Source organism: Marinobacter sp. NSM (genome assembly GCF_052380025.1).
Taxonomy (GTDB): domain Bacteria; phylum Pseudomonadota; class Gammaproteobacteria; order Pseudomonadales; family Oleiphilaceae; genus Marinobacter.
The window spans coordinates 76,558-102,020 of record NZ_JBQTCK010000002.1 but is presented as its reverse complement, the minus strand read 5'-3'; the positions used below and the strand labels follow the sequence as shown (position 1 = coordinate 102,020).

At 57.9% G+C, this 25,463-nt stretch carries 27 protein-coding genes; 10 read left to right on the top strand and 17 right to left on the bottom strand.

What is annotated here, in order from left to right:
• The first annotated feature begins 131 nt into the window (after positions 1–131).
• The gene (gene speE / locus ACTZWX_RS04540; protein WP_444712917.1) at positions 132–1,013 is read left to right on the top strand and encodes a polyamine aminopropyltransferase; all 882 of its coding nucleotides are present in this window, start codon (positions 132–134) and stop codon (positions 1,011–1,013) included.
• Between the two features lie 92 nt (positions 1,014–1,105).
• Positions 1,106–1,300: a DUF6316 family protein gene (locus ACTZWX_RS04535; protein ID WP_061332547.1), complete on the top strand. Its 195-nt coding sequence runs from the start codon at positions 1,106–1,108 to the stop codon at positions 1,298–1,300.
• A gap of 76 nt (positions 1,301–1,376) precedes the next feature.
• On the opposite strand, the gene ACTZWX_RS04530 is transcribed toward ACTZWX_RS04535, so the two are convergent.
• Positions 1,377–2,624, bottom strand: coding sequence for an ammonium transporter (locus tag ACTZWX_RS04530; RefSeq protein WP_444712916.1), 1,248 nt, complete (start codon positions 2,622–2,624; stop codon positions 1,377–1,379).
• Between the two features lie 71 nt (positions 2,625–2,695).
• Positions 2,696–3,034: a P-II family nitrogen regulator gene (gene glnK / locus ACTZWX_RS04525; protein WP_058091350.1), complete on the bottom strand. Its 339-nt coding sequence runs from the start codon at positions 3,032–3,034 to the stop codon at positions 2,696–2,698.
• Between the two features lie 384 nt (positions 3,035–3,418).
• Between glnK and ACTZWX_RS04520 the strand changes: the two genes are divergently transcribed.
• The 3 genes from ACTZWX_RS04520 (at position 3,419) to trmB (ending at position 6,068) form a co-directional block, all read left to right on the top strand.
• Entirely contained in the window at positions 3,419–3,670 is a 252-nt protein-coding gene (locus ACTZWX_RS04520; protein WP_061332549.1) for an accessory factor UbiK family protein, read from the top strand.
• A gap of 73 nt (positions 3,671–3,743) precedes the next feature.
• Positions 3,744–5,270, top strand: coding sequence for a YifB family Mg chelatase-like AAA ATPase (locus ACTZWX_RS04515; RefSeq protein WP_444712915.1), 1,527 nt, complete (start codon positions 3,744–3,746; stop codon positions 5,268–5,270).
• 72 nt (positions 5,271–5,342) lie between these two features.
• On the top strand, positions 5,343–6,068 hold the full coding sequence (gene trmB / locus ACTZWX_RS04510) for a tRNA (guanosine(46)-N7)-methyltransferase TrmB (RefSeq protein WP_061332551.1): 726 nt from the start codon (positions 5,343–5,345) through the stop codon (positions 6,066–6,068).
• Positions 6,069–6,080: 12 nt separating this feature from the next.
• Here trmB and ACTZWX_RS04505 read toward each other — a convergent pair whose 3' ends face one another.
• The 10 genes from ACTZWX_RS04505 to ACTZWX_RS04460 all read right to left on the bottom strand — a co-directional run bounded on the left by ACTZWX_RS04505 (position 6,081) and on the right by ACTZWX_RS04460 (position 15,136).
• Positions 6,081–6,629: a hypothetical protein gene (locus ACTZWX_RS04505; RefSeq protein WP_444712914.1), complete on the bottom strand. Its 549-nt coding sequence runs from the start codon at positions 6,627–6,629 to the stop codon at positions 6,081–6,083.
• A complete protein-coding gene (gene hemW, locus ACTZWX_RS04500) occupies positions 6,629–7,774 on the bottom strand; it encodes a radical SAM family heme chaperone HemW (protein ID WP_072678615.1) in 1,146 nt (381 codons plus the stop codon). The genes ACTZWX_RS04505 and hemW overlap by 1 nt, the downstream gene beginning before the upstream one ends.
• A gap of 4 nt (positions 7,775–7,778) precedes the next feature.
• On the bottom strand, positions 7,779–8,378 hold the full coding sequence (gene rdgB / locus ACTZWX_RS04495) for an RdgB/HAM1 family non-canonical purine NTP pyrophosphatase (protein WP_444712913.1): 600 nt from the start codon (positions 8,376–8,378) through the stop codon (positions 7,779–7,781).
• Between the two features lie 4 nt (positions 8,379–8,382).
• On the bottom strand, positions 8,383–8,829 hold the full coding sequence (locus ACTZWX_RS04490) for a DUF4426 domain-containing protein (RefSeq protein ID WP_444713411.1): 447 nt from the start codon (positions 8,827–8,829) through the stop codon (positions 8,383–8,385).
• Complete coding sequence (metW, locus tag ACTZWX_RS04485) at positions 8,829–9,431, bottom strand: methionine biosynthesis protein MetW (protein WP_061332555.1); 603 nt, start codon at positions 9,429–9,431, stop codon at positions 8,829–8,831. Before metW ends, ACTZWX_RS04490 begins: the two co-directional genes overlap by 1 nt.
• The gene (gene metX / locus ACTZWX_RS04480; RefSeq protein WP_444712912.1) at positions 9,428–10,576 is read right to left on the bottom strand and encodes a homoserine O-succinyltransferase MetX; all 1,149 of its coding nucleotides are present in this window, start codon (positions 10,574–10,576) and stop codon (positions 9,428–9,430) included. Before metX ends, metW begins: the two co-directional genes overlap by 4 nt.
• A 171-nt stretch (positions 10,577–10,747) precedes the next feature.
• Complete coding sequence (locus tag ACTZWX_RS04475; RefSeq protein ID WP_444712911.1) at positions 10,748–12,712, bottom strand: dynamin family protein; 1,965 nt, start codon at positions 12,710–12,712, stop codon at positions 10,748–10,750.
• Positions 12,713–12,918: 206 nt separating this feature from the next.
• Positions 12,919–13,503, bottom strand: a complete 585-nt coding sequence (locus ACTZWX_RS04470) for a YggT family protein (RefSeq protein ID WP_061332558.1) — start codon at positions 13,501–13,503, stop codon at positions 12,919–12,921.
• 22 nt (positions 13,504–13,525) lie between these two features.
• The gene (gene proC, locus ACTZWX_RS04465; RefSeq protein ID WP_444712910.1) at positions 13,526–14,359 is read right to left on the bottom strand and encodes a pyrroline-5-carboxylate reductase; all 834 of its coding nucleotides are present in this window, start codon (positions 14,357–14,359) and stop codon (positions 13,526–13,528) included.
• Between the two features lie 63 nt (positions 14,360–14,422).
• A complete protein-coding gene (locus ACTZWX_RS04460) occupies positions 14,423–15,136 on the bottom strand; it encodes a YggS family pyridoxal phosphate-dependent enzyme (protein WP_444712909.1) in 714 nt (237 codons plus the stop codon).
• A 52-nt stretch (positions 15,137–15,188) separates the two neighbouring features.
• Here ACTZWX_RS04460 and ACTZWX_RS04455 point away from each other — a divergent pair, with 52 nt between their 5' ends.
• The 3 genes from ACTZWX_RS04455 to ACTZWX_RS04445 all read left to right on the top strand — a co-directional run bounded on the left by ACTZWX_RS04455 (position 15,189) and on the right by ACTZWX_RS04445 (position 19,117).
• Positions 15,189–16,223 (top strand): type IV pilus twitching motility protein PilT, encoded by a 1,035-nt coding sequence (locus tag ACTZWX_RS04455; protein WP_058091364.1) that lies wholly within the window; start codon positions 15,189–15,191, stop codon positions 16,221–16,223.
• A gap of 216 nt (positions 16,224–16,439) precedes the next feature.
• The gene (locus ACTZWX_RS04450) at positions 16,440–17,561 is read left to right on the top strand and encodes a PilT/PilU family type 4a pilus ATPase (RefSeq protein WP_061332594.1); all 1,122 of its coding nucleotides are present in this window, start codon (positions 16,440–16,442) and stop codon (positions 17,559–17,561) included.
• A gap of 158 nt (positions 17,562–17,719) precedes the next feature.
• A complete protein-coding gene (locus ACTZWX_RS04445) occupies positions 17,720–19,117 on the top strand; it encodes an OmpP1/FadL family transporter (protein ID WP_444712908.1) in 1,398 nt (465 codons plus the stop codon).
• Between the two features lie 39 nt (positions 19,118–19,156).
• Here ACTZWX_RS04445 and ACTZWX_RS04440 read toward each other — a convergent pair whose 3' ends face one another.
• Both ACTZWX_RS04440 and polA read right to left on the bottom strand, forming a co-directional pair.
• Positions 19,157–19,522 (bottom strand): hypothetical protein, encoded by a 366-nt coding sequence (locus ACTZWX_RS04440; RefSeq protein ID WP_444712907.1) that lies wholly within the window; start codon positions 19,520–19,522, stop codon positions 19,157–19,159.
• A gap of 197 nt (positions 19,523–19,719) precedes the next feature.
• On the bottom strand, positions 19,720–22,452 hold the full coding sequence (gene polA / locus ACTZWX_RS04435) for a DNA polymerase I (protein ID WP_444712906.1): 2,733 nt from the start codon (positions 22,450–22,452) through the stop codon (positions 19,720–19,722).
• Positions 22,453–22,537: 85 nt separating this feature from the next.
• Between polA and ACTZWX_RS04430 the strand changes: the two genes are divergently transcribed.
• On the top strand, positions 22,538–22,873 hold the full coding sequence (locus ACTZWX_RS04430) for a DUF2782 domain-containing protein (RefSeq protein WP_444712905.1): 336 nt from the start codon (positions 22,538–22,540) through the stop codon (positions 22,871–22,873).
• A 21-nt stretch (positions 22,874–22,894) separates the two neighbouring features.
• On the opposite strand, the gene ACTZWX_RS04425 is transcribed toward ACTZWX_RS04430, so the two are convergent.
• A complete protein-coding gene (locus ACTZWX_RS04425) occupies positions 22,895–23,392 on the bottom strand; it encodes a fibronectin type III domain-containing protein (protein ID WP_444712904.1) in 498 nt (165 codons plus the stop codon).
• A gap of 268 nt (positions 23,393–23,660) precedes the next feature.
• Here ACTZWX_RS04425 and ACTZWX_RS04420 point away from each other — a divergent pair, with 268 nt between their 5' ends.
• The gene (locus tag ACTZWX_RS04420) at positions 23,661–24,077 is read left to right on the top strand and encodes a hypothetical protein (RefSeq protein WP_444712903.1); all 417 of its coding nucleotides are present in this window, start codon (positions 23,661–23,663) and stop codon (positions 24,075–24,077) included.
• Between the two features lie 67 nt (positions 24,078–24,144).
• On the opposite strand, the gene ACTZWX_RS04415 is transcribed toward ACTZWX_RS04420, so the two are convergent.
• Together ACTZWX_RS04415 and pyrE are read right to left on the bottom strand one after the other, a co-directional pair.
• A complete protein-coding gene (locus ACTZWX_RS04415) occupies positions 24,145–24,786 on the bottom strand; it encodes a DUF4124 domain-containing protein (protein ID WP_444712902.1) in 642 nt (213 codons plus the stop codon).
• Positions 24,787–24,788: 2 nt separating this feature from the next.
• Positions 24,789–25,427: an orotate phosphoribosyltransferase gene (gene pyrE / locus ACTZWX_RS04410; protein WP_061332566.1), complete on the bottom strand. Its 639-nt coding sequence runs from the start codon at positions 25,425–25,427 to the stop codon at positions 24,789–24,791.
• Between the last annotated feature and the right edge of the window lie 36 nt (positions 25,428–25,463).

Here is a 25,463-nt window from a genome sequence, read left to right as displayed (position 1 = left end):
AGTGGCCTGAAATGTGAAAAATACGGGGCGGCGAGGGGGAATAGTACTTTGGCTATGGCCTTGGGCCCCCTACAATACGCCCCTTTGAACAGGCCCCGACCCCGTGGTGGCGCAATGAATGGGAGATACAGATGACGGTATTGAACGAAGGCTGGTTTACCGAGGTATTTCAGGATCAGGGCACGGCATTTTCCCTGCAGGTCAAGCGCAAGCTGCACGAAGAGCAGACGCCGTTCCAGAAGCTGGAAATCTATGAAACGGAAACCTTTGGCAACCTGATGGTGTTGGACGGTTGCGTGATGCTGACCACCCGTGACAACTTTCTGTACCACGAGATGATGACCCACCCGGCGTTGTTCACTCACAAGAACCCGAAGAAAGTGGTGATAGTGGGCGGTGGAGACTGCGGAACCCTGAAGGAAGTGCTCAAGCACCCCGGTGTCGAGGAGGCCTGGCAGGTGGAAATCGACGAGCGGGTTACCCGCATGTCGGAAAAATACTTCCCGGAGCTGTGTGAGGCCAATAATGACCCCCGGGCAAATTTCTTTTTTGGCGACGGTATCAAGTGGATGCGGGATATTGAGCCCAACAGCATCGACCTGCTGATTATCGACAGTACCGACCCGGTAGGCCCCGCCGAAGGCTTGTTTGCCCTGGATTTCTACCGGGACGCCATGGCGGCGCTTCGGGAGGGCGGCATTATTGTGCAGCAAAGTGAATCGCCGCTGTTGCACACGGACAGCATCATCAAAGACATCCACAACGATATGCAGAAGGCCGGCTTCGGCCACGTACAGACTTTGCCGTTCCCTCAGCCTGTCTACCCGACCGGGTGGTGGAGCTGCACCCTGGGTAGCAAGGATAACCCGCTGAAGTATTTCCGTGAGGAAGACGCCAACAATCGCCCGTTCGTGACCCGCTATTACAACGCCGGCATTCACCATGGAGCCCTGGCGATGCCTCAGTTTATGGTGGATGCGCTGGAAGATGCGGTGCGCCCCGAAGAGGCCTGACAAAAATTAGACAGCTTCGCACTCTGAGCTATGCTGAAACAGTGTGGTCATTTGTTGATCATCGTGCTGTGTTCGGAGTGAAAGGAGTTGTTATGGAAACGCGCAAAGGTGAACAGGATCGTCACTGGTTTCGTAGTGAGCGGTTCTCGCTGGTCAACGGACAGTGGTTTTTCCAGACTCGCGAGGGCTCGATCCAGGGGCCATTTGACAGTGTCCACGAAGCGGAAATGGAATTGATGTTGTATCTGCGGCACGCGGATGACCAATTGTTCCAGGGCGTCTGTTAGTGACGGGACGCCAGTAACAGAAACAAGAAGGGCGCCATTTGGCGCCCTTCTTGTTTTCCGCGGTTGTCAGACCGGTTTACTGCTTGCCGCTGACAAACTCTGGATAGGCTTCCATGCCACACTCGGAGTAATCCACACCTTCGTACTCGTCTTCTTCGGATACCCGGATGCCCATGACCGCCTTGAGGATGCCCCAGACAATCAGGCTGGTCACGAAGACCCAGACAAAGATGGTGATGGCGCCGATGATCTGGCCGCTGAAGCTGGCGTCGCCGTTGGTAACCGGCACCAGCAGCAGGCCGAGCAGACCACAGACGCCGTGAACGGAGATGGCACCAACTGGGTCGTCAATGCGCAGTTTGTCCAGACTCACAATGCTCACCACCACCAGCAGACCACCAAGGGCACCGAAAACGGTTGCCAGCAGCGGGGTAGGAGTGTCCGGGCCGGCAGTGATGGTTACCAGGCCAGCCAGTGCACCGTTCAGGAGCATGGTCAGGTCAGCTTTGCCAAACATCAGTCGGGCAAGGATCAGAGCCGCTAGGCCGCCACCGGCCGCTGCGGCGTTGGTGTTCATGAACACGATGGCGACGTCGTTCGCGGATTCTGCGGAGGCAGTTGCCAGAACCGAGCCACCATTGAAGCCGAACCAGCCCATCCACAGGATGAAGGTACCGAGAGTGGCGAGGGGCAGGTTGGCGCCGGGAATGGCACGGATCTCGCCGTTCGGGCCGTATTTGCCTTTACGGGCGCCCAGCAGCAGGACACCAGCCAGGGCCGCAGCTGCACCAGCCATGTGTACGATGCCAGAGCCGGCAAAGTCACTGAAGCCAAGATCGCCCAGGTTATACATGCCAAACACATCGTTGCCGCCCCAGGTCCAGGCACCTTCCATCGGGTAGATGAAACCGGTCATCACAACCGCGAAGATCAGGAATGCCCAGAGCTTCATGCGCTCAGCCACGGCACCGGATACGATGGACATGGCCGTGGCTACGAAGACCACCTGGAAGAAGAAGTCAGCGGATGGCGCGTAGGTTGATGCAGCCTCATACTCGAAGCCTTCTTCAACGCCCATGCCAGTAATGCCGCTCAGGAAGGTGCCGCCACCGTACATGATCGCGTAGCCGCAGACCATGTACATGGTGCAGGCAACGGCGTACAGGGCGACGTTCTTGGTCAGGATTTCAGTGGTGTTCTTTGAGCGCACCAGGCCAGACTCGAGCATGGCAAAGCCTGCTGCCATCCACATGACCAATGCGCCACACACGAGGAAGTAAAACGTATCTAATGCGTACTGTATTTCAAAAACAGTGCTTTCCATAGGAGGCCCTCCGCACAAGGCTCTTAGGTTATAAATTTTTTGCGTTGGCTTTTTTCAGAGTCAGTCTGCTGTCAGACCGCTTCTTCGCCAGTCTCGCCGGTTCGAATCCGGATGGCTTGCGCCAGTTCGGTCACGAAGATCTTGCCGTCGCCGATTTTGCCGGTATTGGCCGCCTTGGTGATGGCTTCGATGACCTGGTCAAGCAGGTTGTCGCCAATGGCGATTTCCACTTTGACTTTGGGCAGGAAGTCCACCACGTATTCCGCGCCACGGTAAAGCTCTGTGTGGCCTTTTTGCCGACCGAAGCCTTTGACTTCAGTGACGGTTACGCCTTGTACGCCAATCTCGGATAGTGCCTCACGGACATCATCCAATTTGAAAGGCTTGATGATCGCTGTCACAAGTTTCATTGCTTTCTCCTTGGTAAAGCCGTCCCAACAGTGAGGGCCAGCGGCCGGTTGTTGAGTTCGGGATGCTGCCACCTCGCACATCAATTGTGCGGATTGCGTACGAGAGCTTTAGCATCGGGTGTGCCAACGCAAAAAAATTGTTTTAAATCAGTTTGTTGGTTATATCCTGTTCCAGAATGGCGCAATAACGCGCACCAACTTGGTGCGATGAGCCCGCCCTTGGCTCAAAAAAGAGCATGGCCGGTTTAGCCATCCGCCACCATTATAATGCGGACAGGGCACAGTATGGCAGGGGCGGCGGTGTGATACACTCCCACCAAAGCGGATAGCGACTCAGCCAAGGCTTTTGCCGCGTCGGGAAACAGAGACTCTCAGAGGTGATTTATGAAAGGACCACAGGACTTTTTTGCTCAGTTACAGGGCCAGTTTGGCCAGTTCGTACCGGATATGGCTCGGGCCGCGAAAGACGATTTTGAGGCCCAGGCCAGAGCAACGGTGATGACGGTCATGTCGAAGCTGGAACTGGTCACCCGCGAAGAGTTCGATGCCCAGCAGGCGGTACTGATGAGAACCCGTGAAAAAGTGGAAGCGCTTGAGAAGCGGGTTGCCGAACTCGAGCAGAAACTGTCCTCATAATGACCGGTCTGGCCCGGCCTGCAGGATGCAGCGGCCGGGCCTTGTAAGAAACTGATTGCCAAGGAAGGTTGCCATGCTTGCTATTGTCCATTCCCGTGCCAGTATTGGTGTGTCTGCACCCGCCGTTACCGTTGAAGTGCATCTGTCTGGCGGGCTGCCTGCCCTGTCGATTGTTGGTTTGCCGGAAACCGGTGTGCGTGAGAGCAAAGACCGGGTTCGCAGTGCCTTGATCAACGCCGGGTTCGAATTCCCCGCCCGTCGAATCACCATTAACCTGGCCCCCGCAGACCTGCCCAAAGAGGGTGGGCGCTTCGACCTGCCCATCGCCCTTGGCATCCTCGCCGCTTCCGGGCAGATTCCCGCCGAGAGTCTCAAAGACCTCGAGTTTATTGGTGAGTTGTCCCTGGATGGAGCATTACGGCCCCTGAAGGGGGTATTGCCGGCGGTACTGGCGGCCCGGGAGGCCGCTCGGGTACTGCTGCTTCCCCAGGACAATGCCGACGAGGCGGCGCTGGCCAGCAATGACGACGTGTTTGCCGCCAGCCACATCCTGACTGTCTGTGAGCATTTGTCTGGTCGCGCCCGGATATCCCCGGTAGCTCGAGCCCAGCCAGAAGCCGGGCCCCGGGACGAGGGGCTGGACCTAGCGGACGTCCGTGGTCAGCAGGTTCCCCGACGGGCCCTGGAAGTGGCGGCTGCCGGCGGGCACAATCTTCTGCTGTTTGGCCCGCCAGGCACCGGCAAAAGTATGCTGGCCAGCCGGCTGCCCGGCATACTGCCAGCCCTGGACGACACCGCGGCCATGGAAGTGGCCAGTGTGCATTCGGTCGCCGGCCTTCCCCTCAAGCCCGGTGGTTGGCGGCAGGCTCCATTTCGTTCCCCGCACCATACCGCTTCGGCGGTGGCGCTGGTGGGAGGTGGTAGCAGCCCAAGGCCCGGAGAGATCTCCCTGGCCCATCGAGGCGTACTGTTTCTTGACGAGTTGCCAGAGTTCCAGCGCCGCGTGTTGGAGGTGTTGCGGGAACCTATGGAAACCGGCGAAATATCCATCAGTCGGGCCGCCCGGCAAGTAACATTTCCTGCCAGATTTCAGGTAGTTGCCGCCATGAATCCATGCCCTTGCGGCTACAGCGGCCACCCAACCATGGAGTGTCAGTGTACCCCGCAACAGGTCATGCGCTATCGCTCCCGGATCTCCGGTCCTTTGCTGGATCGGTTTGACCTGCACGTTGAAGTGCCGGTGCAGGCCGGGGGCGTGTTGTTGGGGGCCGGTGAAACCGGAGAGTCCAGCGCCAGCGTCCGGGAGCGGGTGCTAAGGGCCAGGGCCAGGCAGTCAGAACGGGGTGTGCTCAATGCGGCCCTTGCCGGTAAGGCGTTGCACGAGGCCAGCCATCTGAACGCGGAGAGCGAGAAACTGTTGTCCGGAGCCATGGAGAAATTGGGTTTATCTGCGCGGGCGTTGCATCGGATTCTGCGAGTGGCCCGCACCCTGGCGGACCTGGATGACCAGCCAGCGGTAACCCGAAACTATCTGATGGAAGCACTCGGCTACCGGCAACTGGACCGTCAGCAGGGGCAAAGCTCGGTTGTCTCCGCTTGAGGCGGCCTACTCTGGTAAACTGGCGGATAACGTTCCCTAAATCAGATCCGCATTGACGGTTGAGGACCACAGATGACTGACCAGCATGAGACGCACGATGCCTCCGGCGACAACCCGATCACCACCCGCCGCGGTGTTCGCAGTTTTGTCTTGCGCCAGGGCCGGATGACCGAGGGTCAGAAAAAAGCCTATGAACGCAGCTGGCCCAAGTACGGCCTGACCCGTGACAACGGCATGATCGACCCGAGGGAAGTGTTTGGCCGGGACAACATGCTGAACCTGGAAATTGGGTTTGGCATGGGGAAATCCCTGGCGGATATGGCAGAAGCGGCCCCCGAGCAGGACTTTATCGGTGTGGAAGTGCATTTGCCCGGTGTTGGAGCCTTGCTCAAAGAGGTGGAGGATCGCGGGCTTGAGAACGTGCGCGTTTACAATATCGACGCCAATGACGTCATCGACTTGTGCTTACCAGATGCCAGTCTTGACCGTGTGATGGTGTTCTTTCCGGACCCCTGGCACAAGAAAAAGCACCACAAACGTCGCCTGATCCAGCACGACTTTGTTCAGAGGATTCGTCACAAACTCCGCGTGGGTGGTATTTTGCACCTGGCGACGGACTGGGAAAACTACGCCGAGCACATGCTGGAAGTGATGAACGATTCGGAAGGGTTCGCCAATACTCAGGAGCAGGGCGGCTACTCACCGCGCCCGGATGATCGTCCGATCACCAAATTCGAAAAGCGTGGTGAGAATCTTGGCCACGGAGTCTGGGATTTGTTGTTCTATCGCACCAATTGAGGCTGGATGGTGTCAGGAGTGGCTCAGCGGATGCCGGCGGGCAGCCCGGATGATGACGAGTCCGGCCACTCCGAGCAGTAGCCCGGTGAATTTGATCAACGCGAGGATAGTGGCGGTCATGCTCATGGAGTCTGTGGGCGGGCTCAGGTTGTTCAGCAGTACAATGTTCTCAGCCACGTCACTCAGCCCTGCCGTGATAAACAGTGCGCGCACCCAGCGTGCGACCTTGCGCTCCCGGATGCCGGGCCTGTCCCGGGTGAAGTGTCTGGTCAACTGCAACAGCGCGGCCAGGTAAGCCACGATAAACAGAAAGTCTACCCACAATGACGCTTTTGCCCAGATCAGGCCGTTCTCGCGCCAGCTGCGGATAATGGCGTAGGCCTGGTCCGCCGTGCCTGCCAGTTGGAAGCTGACAATGCCCTGAGGGGCAGAGCCGGTCTTCAGGGGTTGGTTGATGGCCATCAGAACCAGGAACAGCGCCACCGCCACCAGGATGGATACCTTAATGGGCGGTTTCATCGGGCGAGGCCCGGATGGCACGGTGTGCTGAGCTGAATTCATCAGAGGAAGTGCTCCAGCAGGCTATTCAGGTAACGCTGTCCTTGCTCGGTCGCCTGCAGGCGATCAGGGGTCAGCAGATGTTGTTTGCGTAATTGCTCAAGTTGTACCGCAACTGACGACAAGGGTAAACCTGTACGCTCAAGATACAGTTGTTCCGATGTGCCCCGTTTCAGGCGTAACGCATTCATCATGAACTCCAGCGGCCGGTCCTCCGGTGCCAGCTCTTCGCTACCGGAGGTGCGGGAGCCGATCCTTTGCAGGTAGGCGTCTGGTTGCCGGGTTTTCCAGTACCGCAGAATCCGGCCGTCGGCCAGGCTGACTTTGCCGTGGGCGCCGGCACCCAGCGCCAGATAGTCGCCAAAGCTCCAGTAATTCAGGTTATGCCTGCTTTCCCGACCAGGCAAGCTCCAGGCCGAGATCTCGTAATCATCGAAGCCCGCTGACCGAAGGTGGGTCGCCCCCTGTTGATATATGTCCCAGAGCCGATCGTCGTCCGGCAACGCCGGTGGTCGCGAGAAGAATTCGGTGTTCGGCTCAATGGTGAGTTGATACCAGGACAGGTGGGTTGGCCGGTGGGCCAGTGCGGCGTGCAGGTCGCTGACCGCCTGTTCCGGAGTTTGCCCCGGCAGGCCGTGCATCAGATCGATGTTGAAATTGTTGAACCCGGCAGCCCGGGCGGATTCGATGGCCCGGTGAGCCATGGCCTGATCGTGGATGCGGCCCAGGGATTGCAGGTGCTCCGGGTGAAAACTCTGTACCCCGATGGACAGCCGGTTGATGCCGGCTGCACGGAAGCTTTCGAAGCGGCCCGCTTCCAGCGTGCCGGGATTGGCTTCCAGGGTAATTTCCGCATCGGTCGAAAACGCCAGGCGTTGGCGGAGCCCGTCGAACAGCTGTTCATAGAAGGCGCCGCTCATCAGGGAAGGAGTGCCGCCGCCGATAAAGACGGTTTTGATAGGGCGCCCCTGGATATAGAGCAGGTCCTGATCCAGATCTTCCAGAATGGCGTTCAGATAGGCCGTTTCCGGAATTTCCCCCTTGATGGCATGTGAATTGAAGTCACAGTAGGGGCATTTGCGCACGCACCAGGGCACGTGGATGTACAGGCTCAGTGGCGGGCAGACCGCAACCGGGGTGGCGGTCATCGGTTTACCGCTCCGCTTGGAGTTGTACCAGCAGGCTGGCCAGGGCCCGGCCCCGATGGCTAATCTTGCCCTTCTGTGCCCGGGTCAGTTCTGCGGCGCTGCAGTTGAACTCCGGCGCCAGGAATACAGGGTCATAACCGAAACCGCCGTCACCCCGGGGCTCGGTCAGGATCTGCCCGGGCCAGCGGCCATGGCAGATGATTGGCGTGGGGTCGTCGGCATGTCGAAGATACACCAGAACACAATGGAACTGGGCAGTGCGTTGTGGGTCGGGAACGTCCTTCAAGGCATCCAGAAGTGCCGCCACGTTGTCAGCGTCGGAAGCGGCGTCGCCGGCGTACCGCGCCGAGCGCACGCCGGGCTCGCCATTGAGGGCATCCACAGCCAGGCCGCTGTCGTCTGCCAGGGCTGGCAGCCCGGTTTCCCGGGCGGCATGGCGGGCTTTGAGGATGGCGTTTTCAACGAAGGTGACCGCCGGTTCTTCGGCCTCGCTCACGCCCAGTTCGCCCTGGGCAACCGGCTGCAACCCCAGGGGACTGAGCAGTTCTGTCAGTTCGGCGATCTTGCCCTTGTTATTGCTGGCGATGACGAATTTCTGGCTCATGGTGTCAGTCATTGAACAGGGTATGGGAGAAGCGAACTGGCAGATCCCGGTTGTGGCCAGTGGGCCGGGCCGTGATGTTAAACGTCATCAGGTCGCCGGGGCGGTGCTGGTACTGAGCAACGAAGTAGACCGCGTCACCCTCCTGAATACGACGGAAGGCCAGGAAATTCACCTGCTGGATGTCATTGGTAACCTGGCCCTGTACCTGCCCGCCAACCGGCCGGATCTGGCCATGTTCGCCTTCGGTCATAATGGAAATGTTGATGATGCCAATGCCCCGGCTGCGTTGCAGGTTGTTGGCCCTGGCTACTTCCGGGTCAAGGAAGGTGCTTGGGAAAATGCTCCAGCGCACCTGGTAGTCACCGAAGTCTTCCTGGCCGGCCTGCGCCTGAGCGAATAACAGCAGTCCCAGGGTCAGGGTCAGTAGGCGAGTTATCGAACGAGTCATCATCATGGGTTCTCCCGCGTGATTCGATAGATGGCAATTTCCCCCAACAGGTTCGGCCAGAGCCTGGCCAGCCAGCTGTTCTGGTGCTGACCGTCTACCACCCGGCGGCTCTTGATGCGAATGCCTTTCTGACGGCACAAGGCTTCAAAATCCTTGAAGGTGCATAACCGTATGTTGGGGGTGTTATACCATTTATACGGTAGTGCGTCGGATTCGGGCATACGGCCACTCAGAGCCAGTCCCCAGCGCAGGCGCCAATGGGCAAAGTTGGGGAAGGTGACGATGCCCTCGCGGCCGACCCGGAGCATCTCTTCGATCACTTTGTCCGGTCGCCGAACGGCTTGCAGGGCCTGGGTCATCAGAACCACGTCGAACATGCCGTCGTCAAAATTGTCCAGCCCCTGGGTGTCCAGGTTCTGCTCGATCACGCTCACCCCTTTCGCCATACAGGTGGTGATGTGGTCCGGGTTGATCTCCAGGCCAAACCCCGTGGCGCCTCGCTCCCGCTGAAGAAAGTCCAGCAGGGTGCCATTGCCGCAACCCAGGTCCAGTACGTGATGCCCTGGCTGGACCCATTGCTGGATGATTTCCAGGTCTGGTCTCATGCGCCCACCTCCCGTGCCACCCGGTCCATATAGGCGGTGAAAATATCGGTGTACCTGGGGGTTGGAATCAGGAACGCGTCATGGCCCCAGGGGGCATCGATTTCGGCGTAGCTGACCTTCTTGCGGGCAGAGATCATGGCGTTCACCATCTCTTCGGAGCGTTCGGGCGAAAAGCGCCAGTCGGTGCTGAACGACAGCACCAGGTACTCGCAGCTTGCCGGTGCCAGAGCCTTGGCCAGATCCCCGCCGGCGGCATAAGCCGGATCGAAGTAGTCCAGGGCCCGGGTCATCAACAGGTAGGTGTTGGCATCAAAGCTTTCTGAGAAACGCTCGCCCTGGTAACGAAGGTAACTTTCTACCTGGAACTCGGCGTCGAACCCGAACTTGTAGGCCTCTTCCCGCAACTCCCGGCCGAATTTCTCACCCATGGAGGCGTCGGAAAGGTAGGTGATGTGGCCGACCATACGGGCGAGCATCAGGCCGCGGCGGGGCACCGCGCCAAAATCGTAGTATCGGCCGTCGTGGAACTCCCGGTCGGAGGTAATGGCCTGGCGAGCCACTTCATTGAAAGCGATATTCTGTGCACTGAGTCGGGGCGTGGACGCAATCACCACCGAGTGACGCAACCGTTCCGGGTAATCCAGGCTCCACTGCAACGCCTGCATGCCGCCCAGCGAGCCGCCGACCACCGCGGCCCATCGTTCAATGCCCAGATGTTCAGCCAGGTAAGCCTGGCTTTTTACCCAGTCGGCAACGGTAATCACCGGGAAATCCGGGCCATAGGGCTTGCCGGTTGCCGGGTTGGTGGAATTGGGGCCGGTGCTGCCGTGGCAGCCTCCCAGATTGTTCAGGCTGACCACAAAAAAACGATTGGTATCGATCGGCTTGCCCGGGCCGATGCAGCTGTCCCACCAGCCAGGCTTCTTGTCCTCCATGCTGTGATAGCCCGCGGCATGGTGATGGCCGCTGAGTGCATGGCAAATCAGCACCGCGTTGCTGGCGTCCGGATTCAGGGTGCCGTAGGTCTCCACCACCAGGTCGTAACTGTCCAGGATCTGGCCGCACGCCAGTTCGATCGGCGTGTCAAAGTGAATGGTTTGGGGGCTTACAAGGCCCACGGAGTCCGAGGGCAGGGAATCAGGCATGGCGGTGATGAGTTCCTGGTCCGGTCCATAAGTGTCTGGCCATTGGCCTTGGAGTGTTCAGAAAAGCGCGACAGCATCGCAGTTTAAAGGCGGGTGGGGGTTGCTGCAACCGGCGCGTGGCTGCGGCGCCGTTTTCGGGGCCCGCGCGATGTTCGAGCGGGCCCCGGTCCTTCAGATGGCGCCTGAGATATTGACCACTTTCTGCTGAATCATGGTGGGGGCCGGCTTGCGGATTTGCCGCATCATGGCGTCGGCCAGTTCCAGCTGTTTACGCAGGTCGACAATGGCATTATCCAGGCGCTGGCGCTCAGCGCGGCTGTCCCGGTCGCTGCGGACCATGTCGCGCAGGCGGCGGATCTGGTGCTCCAACAGCTGTTTCTGCTCCATGGAATACTGCATGATCGGCAGCAGGGCTTCCTGGGGCCAGCGCTCCACATCTTTGCGAACCCGGCCGTGAAGAGTACGGGCTTCGCCCACCATGACATTGAAGAAACGACGCACCAGCAGCGATTGTTCAGTCAGCAGGTTTTTCGGGCTGATGCGGAAACGCTTGGCTTTCTTGCGCAGTTCCCGAATAGCGATCACATGGCGGCCCGCCCGCAGCGGGATGGGCTCCAGGTGCCTGGCCCGGGTGTCTTCGTTATAACGGCGGTAGATGGCTCCGACCATTTTCTCCGCCAGCCTGCCTTCGGCCAGCAGGTTGGTCAGGTCGCTTTCCAACAGTTCAAAGAAATGGTCCATGGCCCGGTTCATGCCGGCCGTCGTCCAGCTCTTGGACATCGTGTGACGAACCTTGGCGGCGTGATTTTCAAAACGATCCTCGGCGACCAGATTCTTCAGCATCTCTCCCTGGGAATCCATGAGCCGGCGGGAGGAACGCAGGGTGATCAGCTTCTTGTAGTAGAAGTCATAGTCTTTCTGGGCGCGCTCTGCCAGCCGGCTGAGGGCGGCCTTGTCCATGGTGGCGCCGGCACAGGCCTGGCGTTCTTCTTCCAGTGATTCAAGCCGGTATTGCATGGCCGCCTGACTGTTTTGAAGCATGCCCAGAAGATCGTTGATCAGGTTCTGGGTAATCAACTGCTCCTTGTGCATCAGGATTCGCTGAATAATCAGTTGCTCGAGCTGGCCGATGTTGGAACGCCTGAACAGCTCGTTGTCTTTGCGCACCCGGGCCAGCAGTCCCTGTTTTGCCGACAGCGGAATCACATCTTGCTGGCGTATGCTCAGATGTTCCGCGGTATAGGTGCGTACCCGCTCAATGGCATCGGCGGTGTGTTGCTCGCCCTGCAGGTCGTCCCACAACACATCAATCTTGTTCAGCACGGCAAACCGGCCGGCCCGATGGTCGGCGTGTTCGGTATCGATATGATCTTTCCAGATCGTCATATCGCTGGCGGTTACGCCGGTGTCCGCACTTAACACAAAAATGACCGCGTGGGCGCGGGGCAGCATACTGATGGTCAGCTCTGGTTCGGAGCCCAGCGCGTTGAGCCCCGGCGTGTCGAGGATGCGCAGGCCACGCTCGAACAGCGGGTGGCGAATGCTGATCTGGGCGTTGCGCCAGGCAGGCACCAGTACATTGCCGGGGTTGTTGCGATCGTGTTCCAGCATGGCTTCGTCAAAGCCCAACTGGCGTGCTTCGTCAGGGGTCACGCTTTTGATGCGGGCAACCTCGGCCAGCACCTCGCGCATGACTTCCGGGTTGCGCTCGTCCAGCTCGTGCTTTACCCAGCGCTCAGGCTGCTTGCGCAGTTGCTGCAGGGAAAGCTCGCCGGTCCGGGTCTCAATGGGCAGGAGCAGAAGGTAGTTCTGGTTGGCACTGCGATCAAAGAACAGCTCCGTGGGGCACATGGTGGTGCGGCCTGCCTGGGACGGCAGCATGCGCTGACCATACTCCGAGAAAAACAGGGCATTGATCAGCTCGGTTTTGCCGCGGGAGTACTCGCCCACAAAGGCGATGGTCAGCTCATCTGCAATGAGCAGTTCAAGGCCATGGCGAATTCGGGTGCTGACGTCTTCCGAGAACAGATTGTTATCTTGCAGCCAGAGCCGGTACCGGCCAATCTGCCGTATCAGCTCTTTCTTCCAGTTGTGGTATGCCTCAACCTGCTGCGACAGAGTTCCCTGCTGATTCATTGGATAATCCTTCTGCGCGACTTCCGAGATTAAATGACGTTAATAGTAGCCTTTTTAGTCAGTTGGGTGGGGTGCGCCAGTAGGCATTTTTTGCGGTAGGTCGGGTTCTGATGCAAAAAAGGCTTCAGAATCATGTTGTTGACGCTGAAGCCTTCGGTGTTGCGAAATGGATAAAACTGTAACTGAATGTATATCTGTGAGGCAGGTTACATTCCAAGGCCGATGGAGCCGAGGCCCGCGGCGATCTTCATATGGTCAATCACCACAGAGATGACGTTCAGTATCAGGAACACAATGATTGGTGACAGATCCAGCCCGCCCATGGAAGGCATGACGCTGCGCACCGGTCGCATGACCGGTTCGGTAATCTGCGCTACCAGCTGGATAGCCGGGTGGCTGCTTTGCGGGGCAATCCAACTGACCACCACCACGGCAATCACTGACCAGAAGTAGATTTTGACAATCAGGCTGAGCACATTCAAAACCGCCCAGACGAGCAGGGTAATCGGATTGATGCCGGGAATCCCGCCGTTCAGGGCCACTAGGATCAGGAAGAAGGTAATGGCCTGGATAATGACCGCAAGTACCAGCGCTGCTCCATCAATGCCGCCCCAGCCGGGAATGAAACGGCGCAGCGGGCGCAGCGGCGGATTGGTGGCCTTCACCACAAACTGGGAAATCGGGTTATAGAAGTCGGCCCGAGCCAGCTGTAGCAGGAAGCGCAGCAGTACGATGGTCATGTAGAAGGTGGACGCGATCAGCAGGATCGTAATCACAATATCTGCCAGCATGTAGCTGTGTCTCCGTTAACGGTTACTGTTTATCTGCCAGTTCTTTGGACATTTCCCGGGAGCGATCAAACGCTGCGCCATAGGCCTTTTTCACAAGTTGCCGCAGGCCGCCGTCCTCAAAGGTATTCACTGCACGCTCGGTGGTGCCGCCGGGGGACATGACGTTGCGTTTGAGCTGTGCCGGGTCATCGTCGCTTCGGGCCGCCATTTCAGCCGCGCCAGCCATGGTCTGAATAGCGAGTGCCCGGGCGGTTTCAGGTGCAATGCCGGCTTCGGTGGCGGCGCCTTCCAGAGCTTCAAGCATCAAGAAGAAATACGCCGGGCCGCTTCCGGAAAGCGCGGTAACGCCGTGCAGCTGCTCTTCGTCGTCCACCCACAGCGCTGAGCCAATGCTTTCGAACATCGACTGTACCGATGTCTTCTGAGCGTCTTTGACCTGTGCGTTGGCAAACAGCCCGGCGGCACCCTTGCCAACCAGCGATGGTGTGTTGGGCATCACGCGAACCAGCGGCATGCCGCCGCCAAGCCAGGTGTCCAGAGTTTCAGCGGTCAGCCCTGCGGCGATGGAAACCATCAGCGGGCGGGTGTTCTGCACCATCGGGGCGATGTCGTGGCAGACATCCGCCATCACCTGGGGCTTAACAGCCAATACCACAATATCCGCCTGTTGGGCGCAGTACCGGTTGTCTGTGGTAACGCTGACACCAAAGCGCTTCCGGATGGATTGCAGGTGGCCATCGTCAGGGGCGCTTACCCAGATATTACCGGCCTGGTAGCCGTTCTCCAACATGCCGCCGATGATGGCGCTGGCCATGTTGCCGGCACCTATAAAAGAAATCGTGGGTGATGTGCTCAAGGGTCACTCCAGGGCTTTGGTCAGTGAATTCGTTGAATGCGATGATAGCAGGAACCAGCGGTTTCAGCTCTGGCTGTGTTTGGATGGCCTTGCCCCAAATAGAGCGGTACCTACGCGAACCCAGGTTGCACCCTCTGCTATGGCGATCTCGAGATCATCCGACATGCCCATAGACAGTGTGTCCATCGGGCCGGCCTCAGGAGACGCCCGTTTAAGCTCCCGCAGGGTATTGGCCAGCTTGCGAAAACTCATTCGCAGATCTGCCTCGGACTGGTCTGGATCGGGAATCGCCATTAGCCCTCGCAATTTCACGTTAGGCAAATCGCCGATCTCATCCACCAGTTCGGGCAGTTCGGACAGCGTGCAGCCGGATTTGCTGTCCTCGACATTGATGTTGACCTGCAGGCACAGATTCAATGGCGGTAAACCGGGAGGTCGCTGCTCGCTCAGGCGGCGTGCAATCTTCAGCCGATCAACGCTGTGCACCCAGGCGAACATCTCCGCAATTTGACGGGTTTTGTTGGACTGGATGGGGCCAATAAAGTGCCACTCAATCTGATTGAGATCCTTCAGGGCTTCAATCTTGTCCATCGCCTCCTGAAGGTAGTTTTCACCAAAGGCAACCTGGCCGGCACTGGCAGCGACCCTGAGTTCGTCTGGCTGGCGTGTCTTGCTGACTGCCAACAGGCGCACACTGCCGGGGTCCCGGCCTGCCTTCAATGTTGCTTTTTGTATGCGTCGGGTTACGCTCCCGATGTTGTCTGCTATGCTGCTCATAGTGTGAGTTTGCCGCTTCTGGACTAAAAGAAAAAGCCCTCCGAGGAATCCTATGGATATTACTGAACTGCTTGCCTTTTCGGCGAAACAGGGCGCATCGGATTTGCACCTGTCTGCCGGTCTGCCCCCCATGATCCGTGTTGACGGCGACGTGCGCCGCATCAACCTGCCCCCGATGGAGCACAAAGAAGTGCACGGGTTGATCTACGACATCATGAACGACAAGCAGCGTAAGGATTACGAAGAGTTCCTGGAAACCGACTTCTCGTTCGAGGTGCCGGGTGTGGCCCGTTTCCGGGTAAACGCCTTCAACCAGAACCGTGGCGCCGGCGCTGTATTCCGGACCATCCCCTCGAAGGTTCTGACCATGGAAGATCTGGGCATGGGGCAGGTGTTCAAGGATATTTCGTCCGTACCCCGTGGCCTGGTCCTGGTCACCGGGCCCACCGGCTCCGGTAAGTCCACCACCCTGGCGGCGATGATGGACTACATCAACGACACCCGCTATGAGCATATCCTGACCATCGAAGACCCGATCGAATTCGTGCACGACTCGAAAAAGTGCCTGGTCAACCAGCGGGAAGTGCACCGGGATACCCTGGGCTTTAACGAAGCCCTGCGTTCCGCCTTGCGGGAAGACCCGGACATCATCCTGGTAGGTGAGCTCCGGGACCTGGAAACCATCCGGCTGGCCCTGACCGCCGCAGAAACCGGCCACCTGGTGTTCGGCACCCTGCACACCACCTCCGCTGCGAAGACCATCGACCGGGTGGTTGACGTGTTCCCGGCCGAGGAAAAGTCCATGGTGCGGTCCATGTTGTCCGAATCCCTGCAGGCGGTTATCTCCCAGACCCTGATGAAGAAGATGGGCGGCGGCCGGATTGCCGCCCACGAGATCATGATCGGTACGTCTGCGATCCGTAACCTGATCCGGGAAGACAAGATTGCGCAGATGTACTCATCCATCCAGACCGGTGGCTCGCTGGGCATGCAGACCCTCGACCAGTGCCTGGAGCGCCTGCTGCAGAAGGGTCTGATTTCCCGCGAAGCAGCGCGGGCCAAGGCCAAGATGCCTGATAACTTTTAATTGGATTGCTCCGGGCCGTGTCGTTGGTGCCAGGAGCGGAAGGGGAGTTCACCAGACTCCCCGAATACAGTTTGACGGGTGGAGCGGGTGCAGCTTCCCAGGACTGTCTGCAGCATGGATGCTGCAGTCAAGCTTACATGGACGTATTGACAGCGTGTCCTGGGAAGCTGCACCCGCTCCACCCAGGCACCAAACAATGAAGACTGGGTACAAAAAATGGAATTCGAAAAACTGTTACGGCTGATGGTGGAAAAAGGCGGTTCGGACCTGTTCATTACAGCGGGTGTACCGCCAAGCATGAAGGTGAACGGGAAAGTGCTCCCTGTGACCAAAAACGCGCTGACGCCGGAGCAGACGAGGGAGTTTGTCTACGGCGCCATGAACGACAAACAGCGCGCCGAATTCGAAGAAACCCACGAATGTAACTTCGCCATCAGCGCCCGCGGTATTGGCCGCTTCCGGGTGTCCGCATTTTTCCAACGCAACCTGTGCGGTATGGTATTGCGACGGATTGAAGTGAAGATTCCCCAGATTGACGACCTGGCGCTGCCCGAGATTGTCAAAGACCTGGCCATGACCAAACGTGGCCTGATCATGTTTGTGGGCGCCACCGGTACCGGTAAGTCCACCTCCCTGGCCGCCATGCTCGGCCATCGGAACCGTAACAGCCGCGGCCACATCATCTCCATCGAAGATCCTATCGAATTCGTGCACCAGCACCAGGGCTGCATCGTCACCCAGCGGGAGGTGGGCATCGATACCGAAAGCTTCGAAGTGGCCCTGAAAAATACTCTGCGACAGGCGCCGGACGTTATCCTGATTGGTGAGGTGCGTACCCGCCAGACCATGGAATATTCGGTACAGTTCGCAGAAACCGGCCACCTGTGTCTGGCCACCCTGCACGCCAACAACGCCAACCAGGCCCTGGACCGGATCATCCAGTTTTTCCCGCCGGAACAGCACAACCAGATCTGGATGGACCTCTCCCTGAACCTCCGCGCCATAGTGGCTCAGCAGCTGGTGCCGACGCCGGATGGCAAAGGCCGCAAGGCCGTAATCGAAGTATTGATCAATACGCCGCTGGTGGCGGACCTGATTCGTAAAGCCGAAGTGCACAAACTCAAAGAGTTGATGGCCAAGTCCAACGAGTCCGGCATGCAGACGTTTGACCAGGCGTTGTACCGGCTGTACGCCGAAGGCTCCATCACCTATGAAGACGCTTTGGCCCACGCGGATTCCGCCAACGATTTGCGCCTGATGATCAAGCTCGGTGCCGATGCCCAGGGCGCCGACAAGCTATCATCTTCGGTCGACAAGCTCACCATTCAGGACGATTGATCGAAACCGAGCATCGATCCTCCTTCCAGGCGGCCCTGTCCGGGGCCGCCTTAATACCAAAGTCGTACTTTGTTAGTGCCTGCAACCAGTAGTTTTGGCATTTGAGGCCATGATGGTGCCCTGCGTATACTCCGCGCGAGACTAACAAAGGAGACACCATGCACAAGAATACCAATGCACTCGTAAAGGCCATCCGCTTCGCCACCCTGGCAGCCGTTGCGGCTCCGGCTACTGTTATGGCTGGCGGCTTTGCCCTGAATGAACAGAGCGCCAGTGCTATGGGTACCGCCAATGCCGGTGCTGCGGCTAATCCTGAGAATGCCACTACCGTATTCTTTAACCCGGCAGGTATGAGCCAGCTGTCTGGGACCAATATCTCGTTTGGTGCGGCGGTGTTGGATATTGATGCAAAGGCGAAGACCTCCAGTATCCGTGCAATTGGTGCCGATGGGCAGCCGGTTGATGAAGGTGATTATAGGAATGGCGGAGATATCGCCGACCCAGCAGTATTGCCTAATTTCTACCTGGCCCATGAAATCAACGACTCTATCGACGTTGGCTTTGGTATTCACGCGCCGTACGGACTGGCTGCAGATTACGAGAATGATTTTGCCGGTCGTTTTTTTGCTGACAAGACTGAGTTGACTGCGATCGCATTTACCCCGTCCATCGCTCTCAATAATGGCAAGGGGTTGTCGATGGGGTTGGGACTTAATGTGCTATATGCAGAAGGTCGCCTTAGCCGTTATCAAGACTTGAGCGCATCGCCTTTGGCTGCAACTGGAGCAGAGCCATACGCTGATGTGGAAGGGGATGATATTGGTGTGACTTTTCGGGTGGGCTTTTTGTATGAGTTGTCTAAACGTACACAATTCGGGTTGACCGCTCAAACAGGTACGGAGCTTAACCTGAAAGGAGATATGGAAGTTACTGGTCTTCCTGGGGCCCCTTTCACGCCAGTGACGACAGCAACCGAGAGGGTTGAAGTTCCTTTGGCGATTCCGGAGAGCATCTCATTTGGTGCCAGGCACAAGCTGACTGACGACATAACCCTTCTGGCTGGCGCTACTTATTCACGTTGGAGCCGCTTTGAAGAACTGGATATTGTTAGTCGCGAGGGGGAGACCGGGCAGGTCTCAGGAATTCTGGGCGCACTCAATGGTGGCCAGGCCCCTGACCCAATCAACCACGTGACAGAAGAGTGGAAGAACACCTGGCAGTTCAATCTGGGGGGTATCTGGCAGGCAACACCCGCATGGGCGTTCAAAGCGGGTTACGCCTACGATGAATCTCCTGTTGATCAGTATGTAACTGCCCGAATTCCTTCCACTGATCGTCATTGGTTGACGCTGGGTGCGCAATGGAAAGATGTTGCAAGTGGCTGGACAGTCGACGCTGCAGTCGGAACGTTGATCTTTGACGGCACTGCCAAGGTCGATGACCATGAGTATAGTCACGACGACCCAACGGGTGATCCAATCAGCCTATCTAACTACCAGGCCGAATACGACCTCAGCGCCTGGAGCGCCGCCATTGAGTTCAGCAAGGCCTTCTAACCGGCTGACCTCCTGAATGACTGGCCCGGCGCGCCCGGGTCAGCCCACTACCTGGCCACGGTAGATAACCTGTTTCTTCCGTGGTCGGGCTTCCTCCCCGCCTTCGTGTTGTTTATCGCTTGAGACGCTGCCTGCAATGGCCTGGCCACGGTACGTCTTTGCTTCGCTGCTTTCGTGCTCCACCTCGCTGAGTTGGGGTACCCTTTGTTTCAGTGCCTCCCAGGTATGAACCAGATGCTTTGATCGGGTTTTACCCGCGTACTCGGCCAGGTGCTCCGCCAGGTGGTCTTCGTTCAAATGAAGCTTTACTCCGAATTCAGACTGGATCAGCCTTCGGCACTGTTGCACCAGCTTCAGGTGGGACGGGTCGAATAACCAGTTGCGTTCATTCACTGCGGAATTCATGGAATAGGCCTCGCATTGCAGTCACGGCATAGGGCATCAGAGAGCCCAGACCCTCAGATGGCTGCAGTTTTCGTGCCGTGCCCGGAAGGTGGTCAAATGGAGCCGGAGGGTCGAGAAATGGAGAAAGGGCGCCCTGTCATTGTGCTTTTCTGGTGAAAATGAACAATAACAGGGCGTTATCAGGAAAGGGTGAGGCCTCAGTGGGCCTGATCCCAGTTGTCTCCGGTGCCGGCGTCCACCACTAATGGTACATCCAGCTTGGCGGCAGCCGACATCCGCTGTACCAGGCCTTTGCGTACCGTCTCGAGGGCATCTTCCCGAACTTCGATGATCAATTCATCGTGCACCTGCATGGTCATACAGGCATCGTCGGCATGCTCGGTGCGAAGCCATTGGTCAACATCAATCATCGCCCGCTTGATGATGTCGGCAGCGGTTCCCTGCATGGGTGCGTTGATGGCGGTGCGTTCGGCAGCCTGTTGCAGCTGTTTGTTTCGGGCGTTGATCTCCGGCAGGTACAGGCGGCGGCCGAACAGGGTTTCCACGTAGCCGTCGTCGTGGGCCTGTTTGCGGATATTGTCCATGTATTTGAGCACGCCCGGGTAGCGCTCGAAGTAGCGATCAATGTATTCCTGGGCGGTCTTGCGGTCGACTTCCAATTGGCGGGCCAGGCCGAAGGCGGACATGCCGTAGATCAGGCCAAAGTTGATGGCTTTGGCGCTTCGGCGCTGGTCGGAACTGACCTCGATCAGGCTCACGCCGAACACCTCGGCGGCGGTGGCTTTGTGAATGTCTTCGCCATGTTCGAAGGCCCTCAGCAGGCCCTTGTCGCCGGACAGATGCGCCATGATCCGCAGCTCGATCTGGGAATAGTCCGCCGCCAGCAGTTTGTAGCCTTCCGGCGCGATAAAGGCCTGGCGAATGCGGCGGCCTTCCGGAGTGCGGATAGGAATGTTCTGCAGGTTCGGCTCGGAGGATGACAGGCGCCCCGTGGCAGTCACCGCCTGATGGTAGGAGGTGTGTACACGGCCGGTGCGGTGATGGATCAGCTCTGGCAGGGTGTCCGTGTAGGTGGACTTTAGCTTGCTCAGGCTACGGTGTTCCACGATCAGTCGGGGCAGTTCGTGCTCGTGGGCCAGTTCCTGCAATACTGGCTCGGCGGTGGAGGGTGCACCCTTCGGAGTTTTCTTGATCACCCGCAGGCCGAACTTGTCGTACAGAATGGCCTGAAGCTGCTTGGTGGAGCCCAGGTTGAAGCTTTCGCCGGCCACCTCGTGGGCCTCTTTCTCCAGTTCCGCCATGCGCTCGGCCAGTTCCTGGCTGTGCTGGCGCAGGGTGCTGGCGCTGATCAGGGTGCCCCGCTGTTCGATGCGCGACAGCACCGGTATCAGCGGCAGGTCGATATCCCGGTAAACCGATTCCAGCTTACCGGTTTCTTTCAGTTTCGGGCTCAAAGCCTGGTGCAGGCGCAGGGTAATGTCGGCGTCTTCGGCGGCGTAGGGGCCTGCTTTCTCCAGATCAATCTGGTTGAAGGTGAGCTGCTTGGCGCCCTTTCCAGCGATGGATTCGTAGGTGATGGTCTGTTCACCCAGGTATTCCCGGGCCAGGCTGTCCATGTCGTGGCGAGTGGCCACCGAGTTGAGCACATAGGATTCCACCATGGTGTCGTCGCCAATGCCTTCCAGGTGGATGCCATGGTTCGCCAGTACGTTCTTGTCATACTTCAGGTTCTGGCCGATCTTATTCACGTCCGGGTTTTCCAGCAGCGGTTTAAGCTGGGCGAGCACATCGTCGCGGTCCAGTTGATCCGGTGCCCCCATGTAATCGTGGCCCAGTGGCACATAGGCCGCTTCCCCCGGCTCGATAGCAAAAGACACACCCACGATTTCGGCGTCCATGTAGCGCAGGCTGGTGGTTTCGGTGTCGAAGGCGAACTGGTCGGCGGCTTTCAGGCGTTGCAGCCAGGTATCCAGCTCTCCCTGCTCGGTAATCACGGAATACTGTTTCTCTAGCGGTTTTGCGGATTCCTGCTCGGTGGAGCGCTCACGTTGGTCGCTGGCGGAACCTTCGTTGTTCTCCAACTCAGCAATCCAGCTGCGGAATTCGTATTCCTTGAACAGTTCCAGCAGGGAATTGTCGTCCTGTTCCCGCTCCTGCAGATCTTCCAGGCCGAAGTCCAGGTCGACATCAAGGCGGATGGTGGCCAGTTCCCGGCTCAGGGGCAGGGTGCCGGTGGCTTCCCGCAGGTATTCACCGATCTTGCCTTTGATCTCGTCGGCGTGTTCGATCAGGTTGTCGAGATCGTTGTAAGTCTGCAGCCATTTCACCGCGGTTTTCGGGCCACATTTATTTACGCCCGGTATGTTATCCACCTTGTCACCCACCAGGGCCAGGTAGTCGATGATTTGTTCCGGGGTTACGCCGAATTTCTCGACCACTCCCTCCCGGTCCATGGCGGTTTCGGTCATGGTGTTGATCAGGGTCACGTGGTCACTCACCAGCTGGGCCATGTCTTTGTCGCCGGTGGAGACCACTACGTCGATACCCTTGCTGGTGGCTTCGTAGGCCAGGGTGCCAATGACGTCATCAGCCTCCACGCCCGGAACAATCAATAGGGGTAGCCCCATGGCGCGGACGATTTCGTGGATCGGTTCGATCTGAACGGCCAGATCTTCCGGCATGGGTGGCCGGTTGGCCTTGTACTCTTCATAGATGTCGTGGCGGAAGGTTTTGCCTTTGGCATCGAACACCACCACTACCTTGGAGCCGGGGAAATCCTGCTCAAGACGCCGCAGCATGCTGATAACGCCCTTGATGGCTCCGGTCGGATGGTTCTTGCTGGTAGTCAGTGGCGGCAGCGCATGGTAAGCGCGAAACAGGTAGGACGATCCGTCAACAAGAACCACGGGTGGGGTCTTTTTCTCAGTCATATCAAAGCCGGTCCGGAATCTGATTGAAGCGTTGGTTGGCTTGTGCAACTCTAGCCAGAAAGATGAACGAAAGGGTACCACGAAAATGAAACGAATCGCCTGTTCCACCGTGTTGGCTGGGCTTGTGGCGTTGCCAGTGATGGCGCAGCAAGAAGGCTCGCTGGATGCCACCCCGGTGGTCACGCCCCAGGAGCCTGTGGTTATCTCCGATTACCAGCCCCCGGAAGGCGGGCCGGAAATTGTGATCCGGCCGGGGGAGAATGAAGTGTTCTATGAATACCGCGTGAATGGCCAGCTTATGGAAATCAAGGTGGTGCCTAATGTTGGGCCCGAATACTACCTGGTGCCATCTGGTGGCGGCTGGATTCAGGACACTGAGTCTGACCTGCTGATCCCAAGCTGGGTGATCTTCCGCTGGTAACCTGGCACCTTTCCTTTGCGCTCAGATCAGGTTGACTTCCACCGGGTCTGAGCGTCGGCTTTCAAGCCCATCCACATCGACCGTCGTAATCGAGAACTCGTAGGCGCCAGGGGGCATGTCCTCGAGGCGGTAACGGGTTGTGCTGGCATCGTTCAACGGAATGATATTGAAATCATTCTTGTGCTTCATCCGGTAATAGATGCGATACCCGGAGATCTGGCCAGGTGCCAGTGACGAGCCATCTTCGCGGGTCATTGGTGGATTCCAGGCCAGGGTGAGGGGGCTTTCGGTATTATCCGCAGGATGCTGGCTCTCCTTCGCCGTGGGCGATTGCCCCAGTGTGGCCAGCAGGTTTGACTGTGCCTGTTTCAGCCGGGCATCTGAGACTTCCGAGGCGCGCTGTGTGTCGAGTTTGCTGGCGCGAGTGTCTTCCTGACAGCCAGTGATCATGGAGGCAAGGGCAATAATCAGCAGGCAAAGCACAGCCTGGCCGGGTAGTGGTGGCAGTAGAATTTTCATGGTCAACTCGCATACGGAGCCGTGGAGGGCTCTCTGGTTACTGATCGTATGGAGCCTGAATAAAACCGGGAGACGGGCTACCTGAAACAAGATGCGATTATGCCAGCCACTACCTTTCGATCAAGTGAACTATCTGTAAAAACCGAAAATTGGTTTTAGTATGAACATTCTAATTTTTATCCGTACCTTGGCAGGTGAAAGTTACCAAAGGCACGCAGAAGCAAGGGCTTGTGGTGTCTAAACGATCCTAATATCAAGGAGAACTACCATGGGTAAACTTAAATCCTACCAGGAACAACTGCAGGACATCGTTGAGAAGGGCATCAACGCTGCTGAAGAGCAGCAGAAGAAGCTGGCTTCCAAGCCGTTTGATTACGCAGAGAAGCTGGAAGCAGAAGCCCGCGAATACAGCGTAAAGACCCTGCGCAAGCGTTACACCGGTTACTCCGAGAACCTGTTCGAGCAGCTGCGCAGCCTGAACAGCCGTTTCGGCAATTTTGCGGCCGAACTGGTTGCCAAGCTGGAGAAAGAAGCGGCAGAAGGCGCTGATGCCGTTTCCGAAGCTGCAGAAGACGTAGCGGAAGCTGCCCAGGATGCCAAAAAGGCAGTAACTGCCAAGAAGCCGGCTGCGCGCAAGCCTGCGGCGCGCAAGGCGGCAGCCAAGAAGGAAACAGCTTCCGCCTGATCAGGTGGGTTAGCTGTAAACAAAGAGGGCGCTCAACTGAGCGCCCTCTTTGTTTTAAGCCTTATAGTCACTCAGGATCCAGCGGTAGCGTCCGCTCCTGGCCTGTGACGATTTCCAGCCGCTCAATATCGGCCTCAAATTCTTTCTTCATCGCACCGATATCCTGCTGCTGAGCGGCAATTTCCCGTTCCACGTCCCGGATCTGTGATTCCAGCCGACGAAACCTTTCCAGGGTTGCTGCCGGAATCTCCCTGCCAGCCCGCTCCATGTCGGCTGCCCGGCTTTGTTCGCTGTCAAGCTGGCTGGAAATTACGGAAATGTTGCCCCGTTTCAGTTGGATGATCCCTTCCAATTCGCGAATCTTTCGATGCATGGCGCGAACAGCCTGGTCTGGATGGCTGAAGCGCTTCAACAGCTGGCGATCCTGCTCCTGTTGAATCTCGGCCTGACGTTGGCGCTCTTTTTCCGCTTCCCGGGCGGCGATTTCCTCGGCTGTGGGGGCGGGTGGAATGGTTTCAATCACCCGGCCATTGGTACTGAGGATGTCGTAGCCGTGTTTGGTAGCTTCCTGCGGGATGGTGCTGCTGATCACCAGTTGACCGTTGTCATCCGTGTAACGATACATATTGGCCTGCACACTGGCGGACAGCAGCAGTCCTGCTGCGGCCAGGCTGGCAATAACCGTTGATTTGGACACACGGTGGTGCATGGTCAGACTCCGTAACGGTCACGATAGCTGGCCACTGTTTCCGCGTGGCCGGCAAACTCCGGATTGGACTTCAGGTAGTCCAGTACCTGCTCAAGACGAATGATGCTGACAACGGGGATGCCGAATTCCTGCTCCACTTCCTGGATGGCGGATAACTCGCCATTGCCTTTCTCCTGCCTGTCCAACGCAATCAGCACGCCGGCGGGCTCCGCGCCAGCGGCACGAATGAGGTCAATGGATTCCCGAATGGCGGTGCCGGCAGTGATTACGTCATCCACAATCAGTACCTTACCTTGTAGTGGGGCGCCGACAATATTGCCACCCTCACCATGATCTTTCTTTTCTTTGCGATTGAAGGCAAACGGTTTGCTGTTACCGTCTGTTGCAAGGGCCATAGCGGTCACTGTGGCCAACGGAATGCCCTTATAGGCGGGGCCGAAAATAATGTCATAATTCAGGCCGCTGCGTTCGATGGCTGCGGCATAGGCTTTGCTTAGCTGCAACAGGTCGTTTCCGGTATTGAATAGCCCGGCATTGAAAAAGTAGGGGCTGGTTCGGCCGGATTTGAGCGTGAACTCTCCAAAGCGCAGAACATTCCGCTCAATGGCAAACTCGATAAAATTTTGCTGATAGTCGTGCATGGCAAGGCTTCTGGCGGGGTTTGATCTTTAATTAAA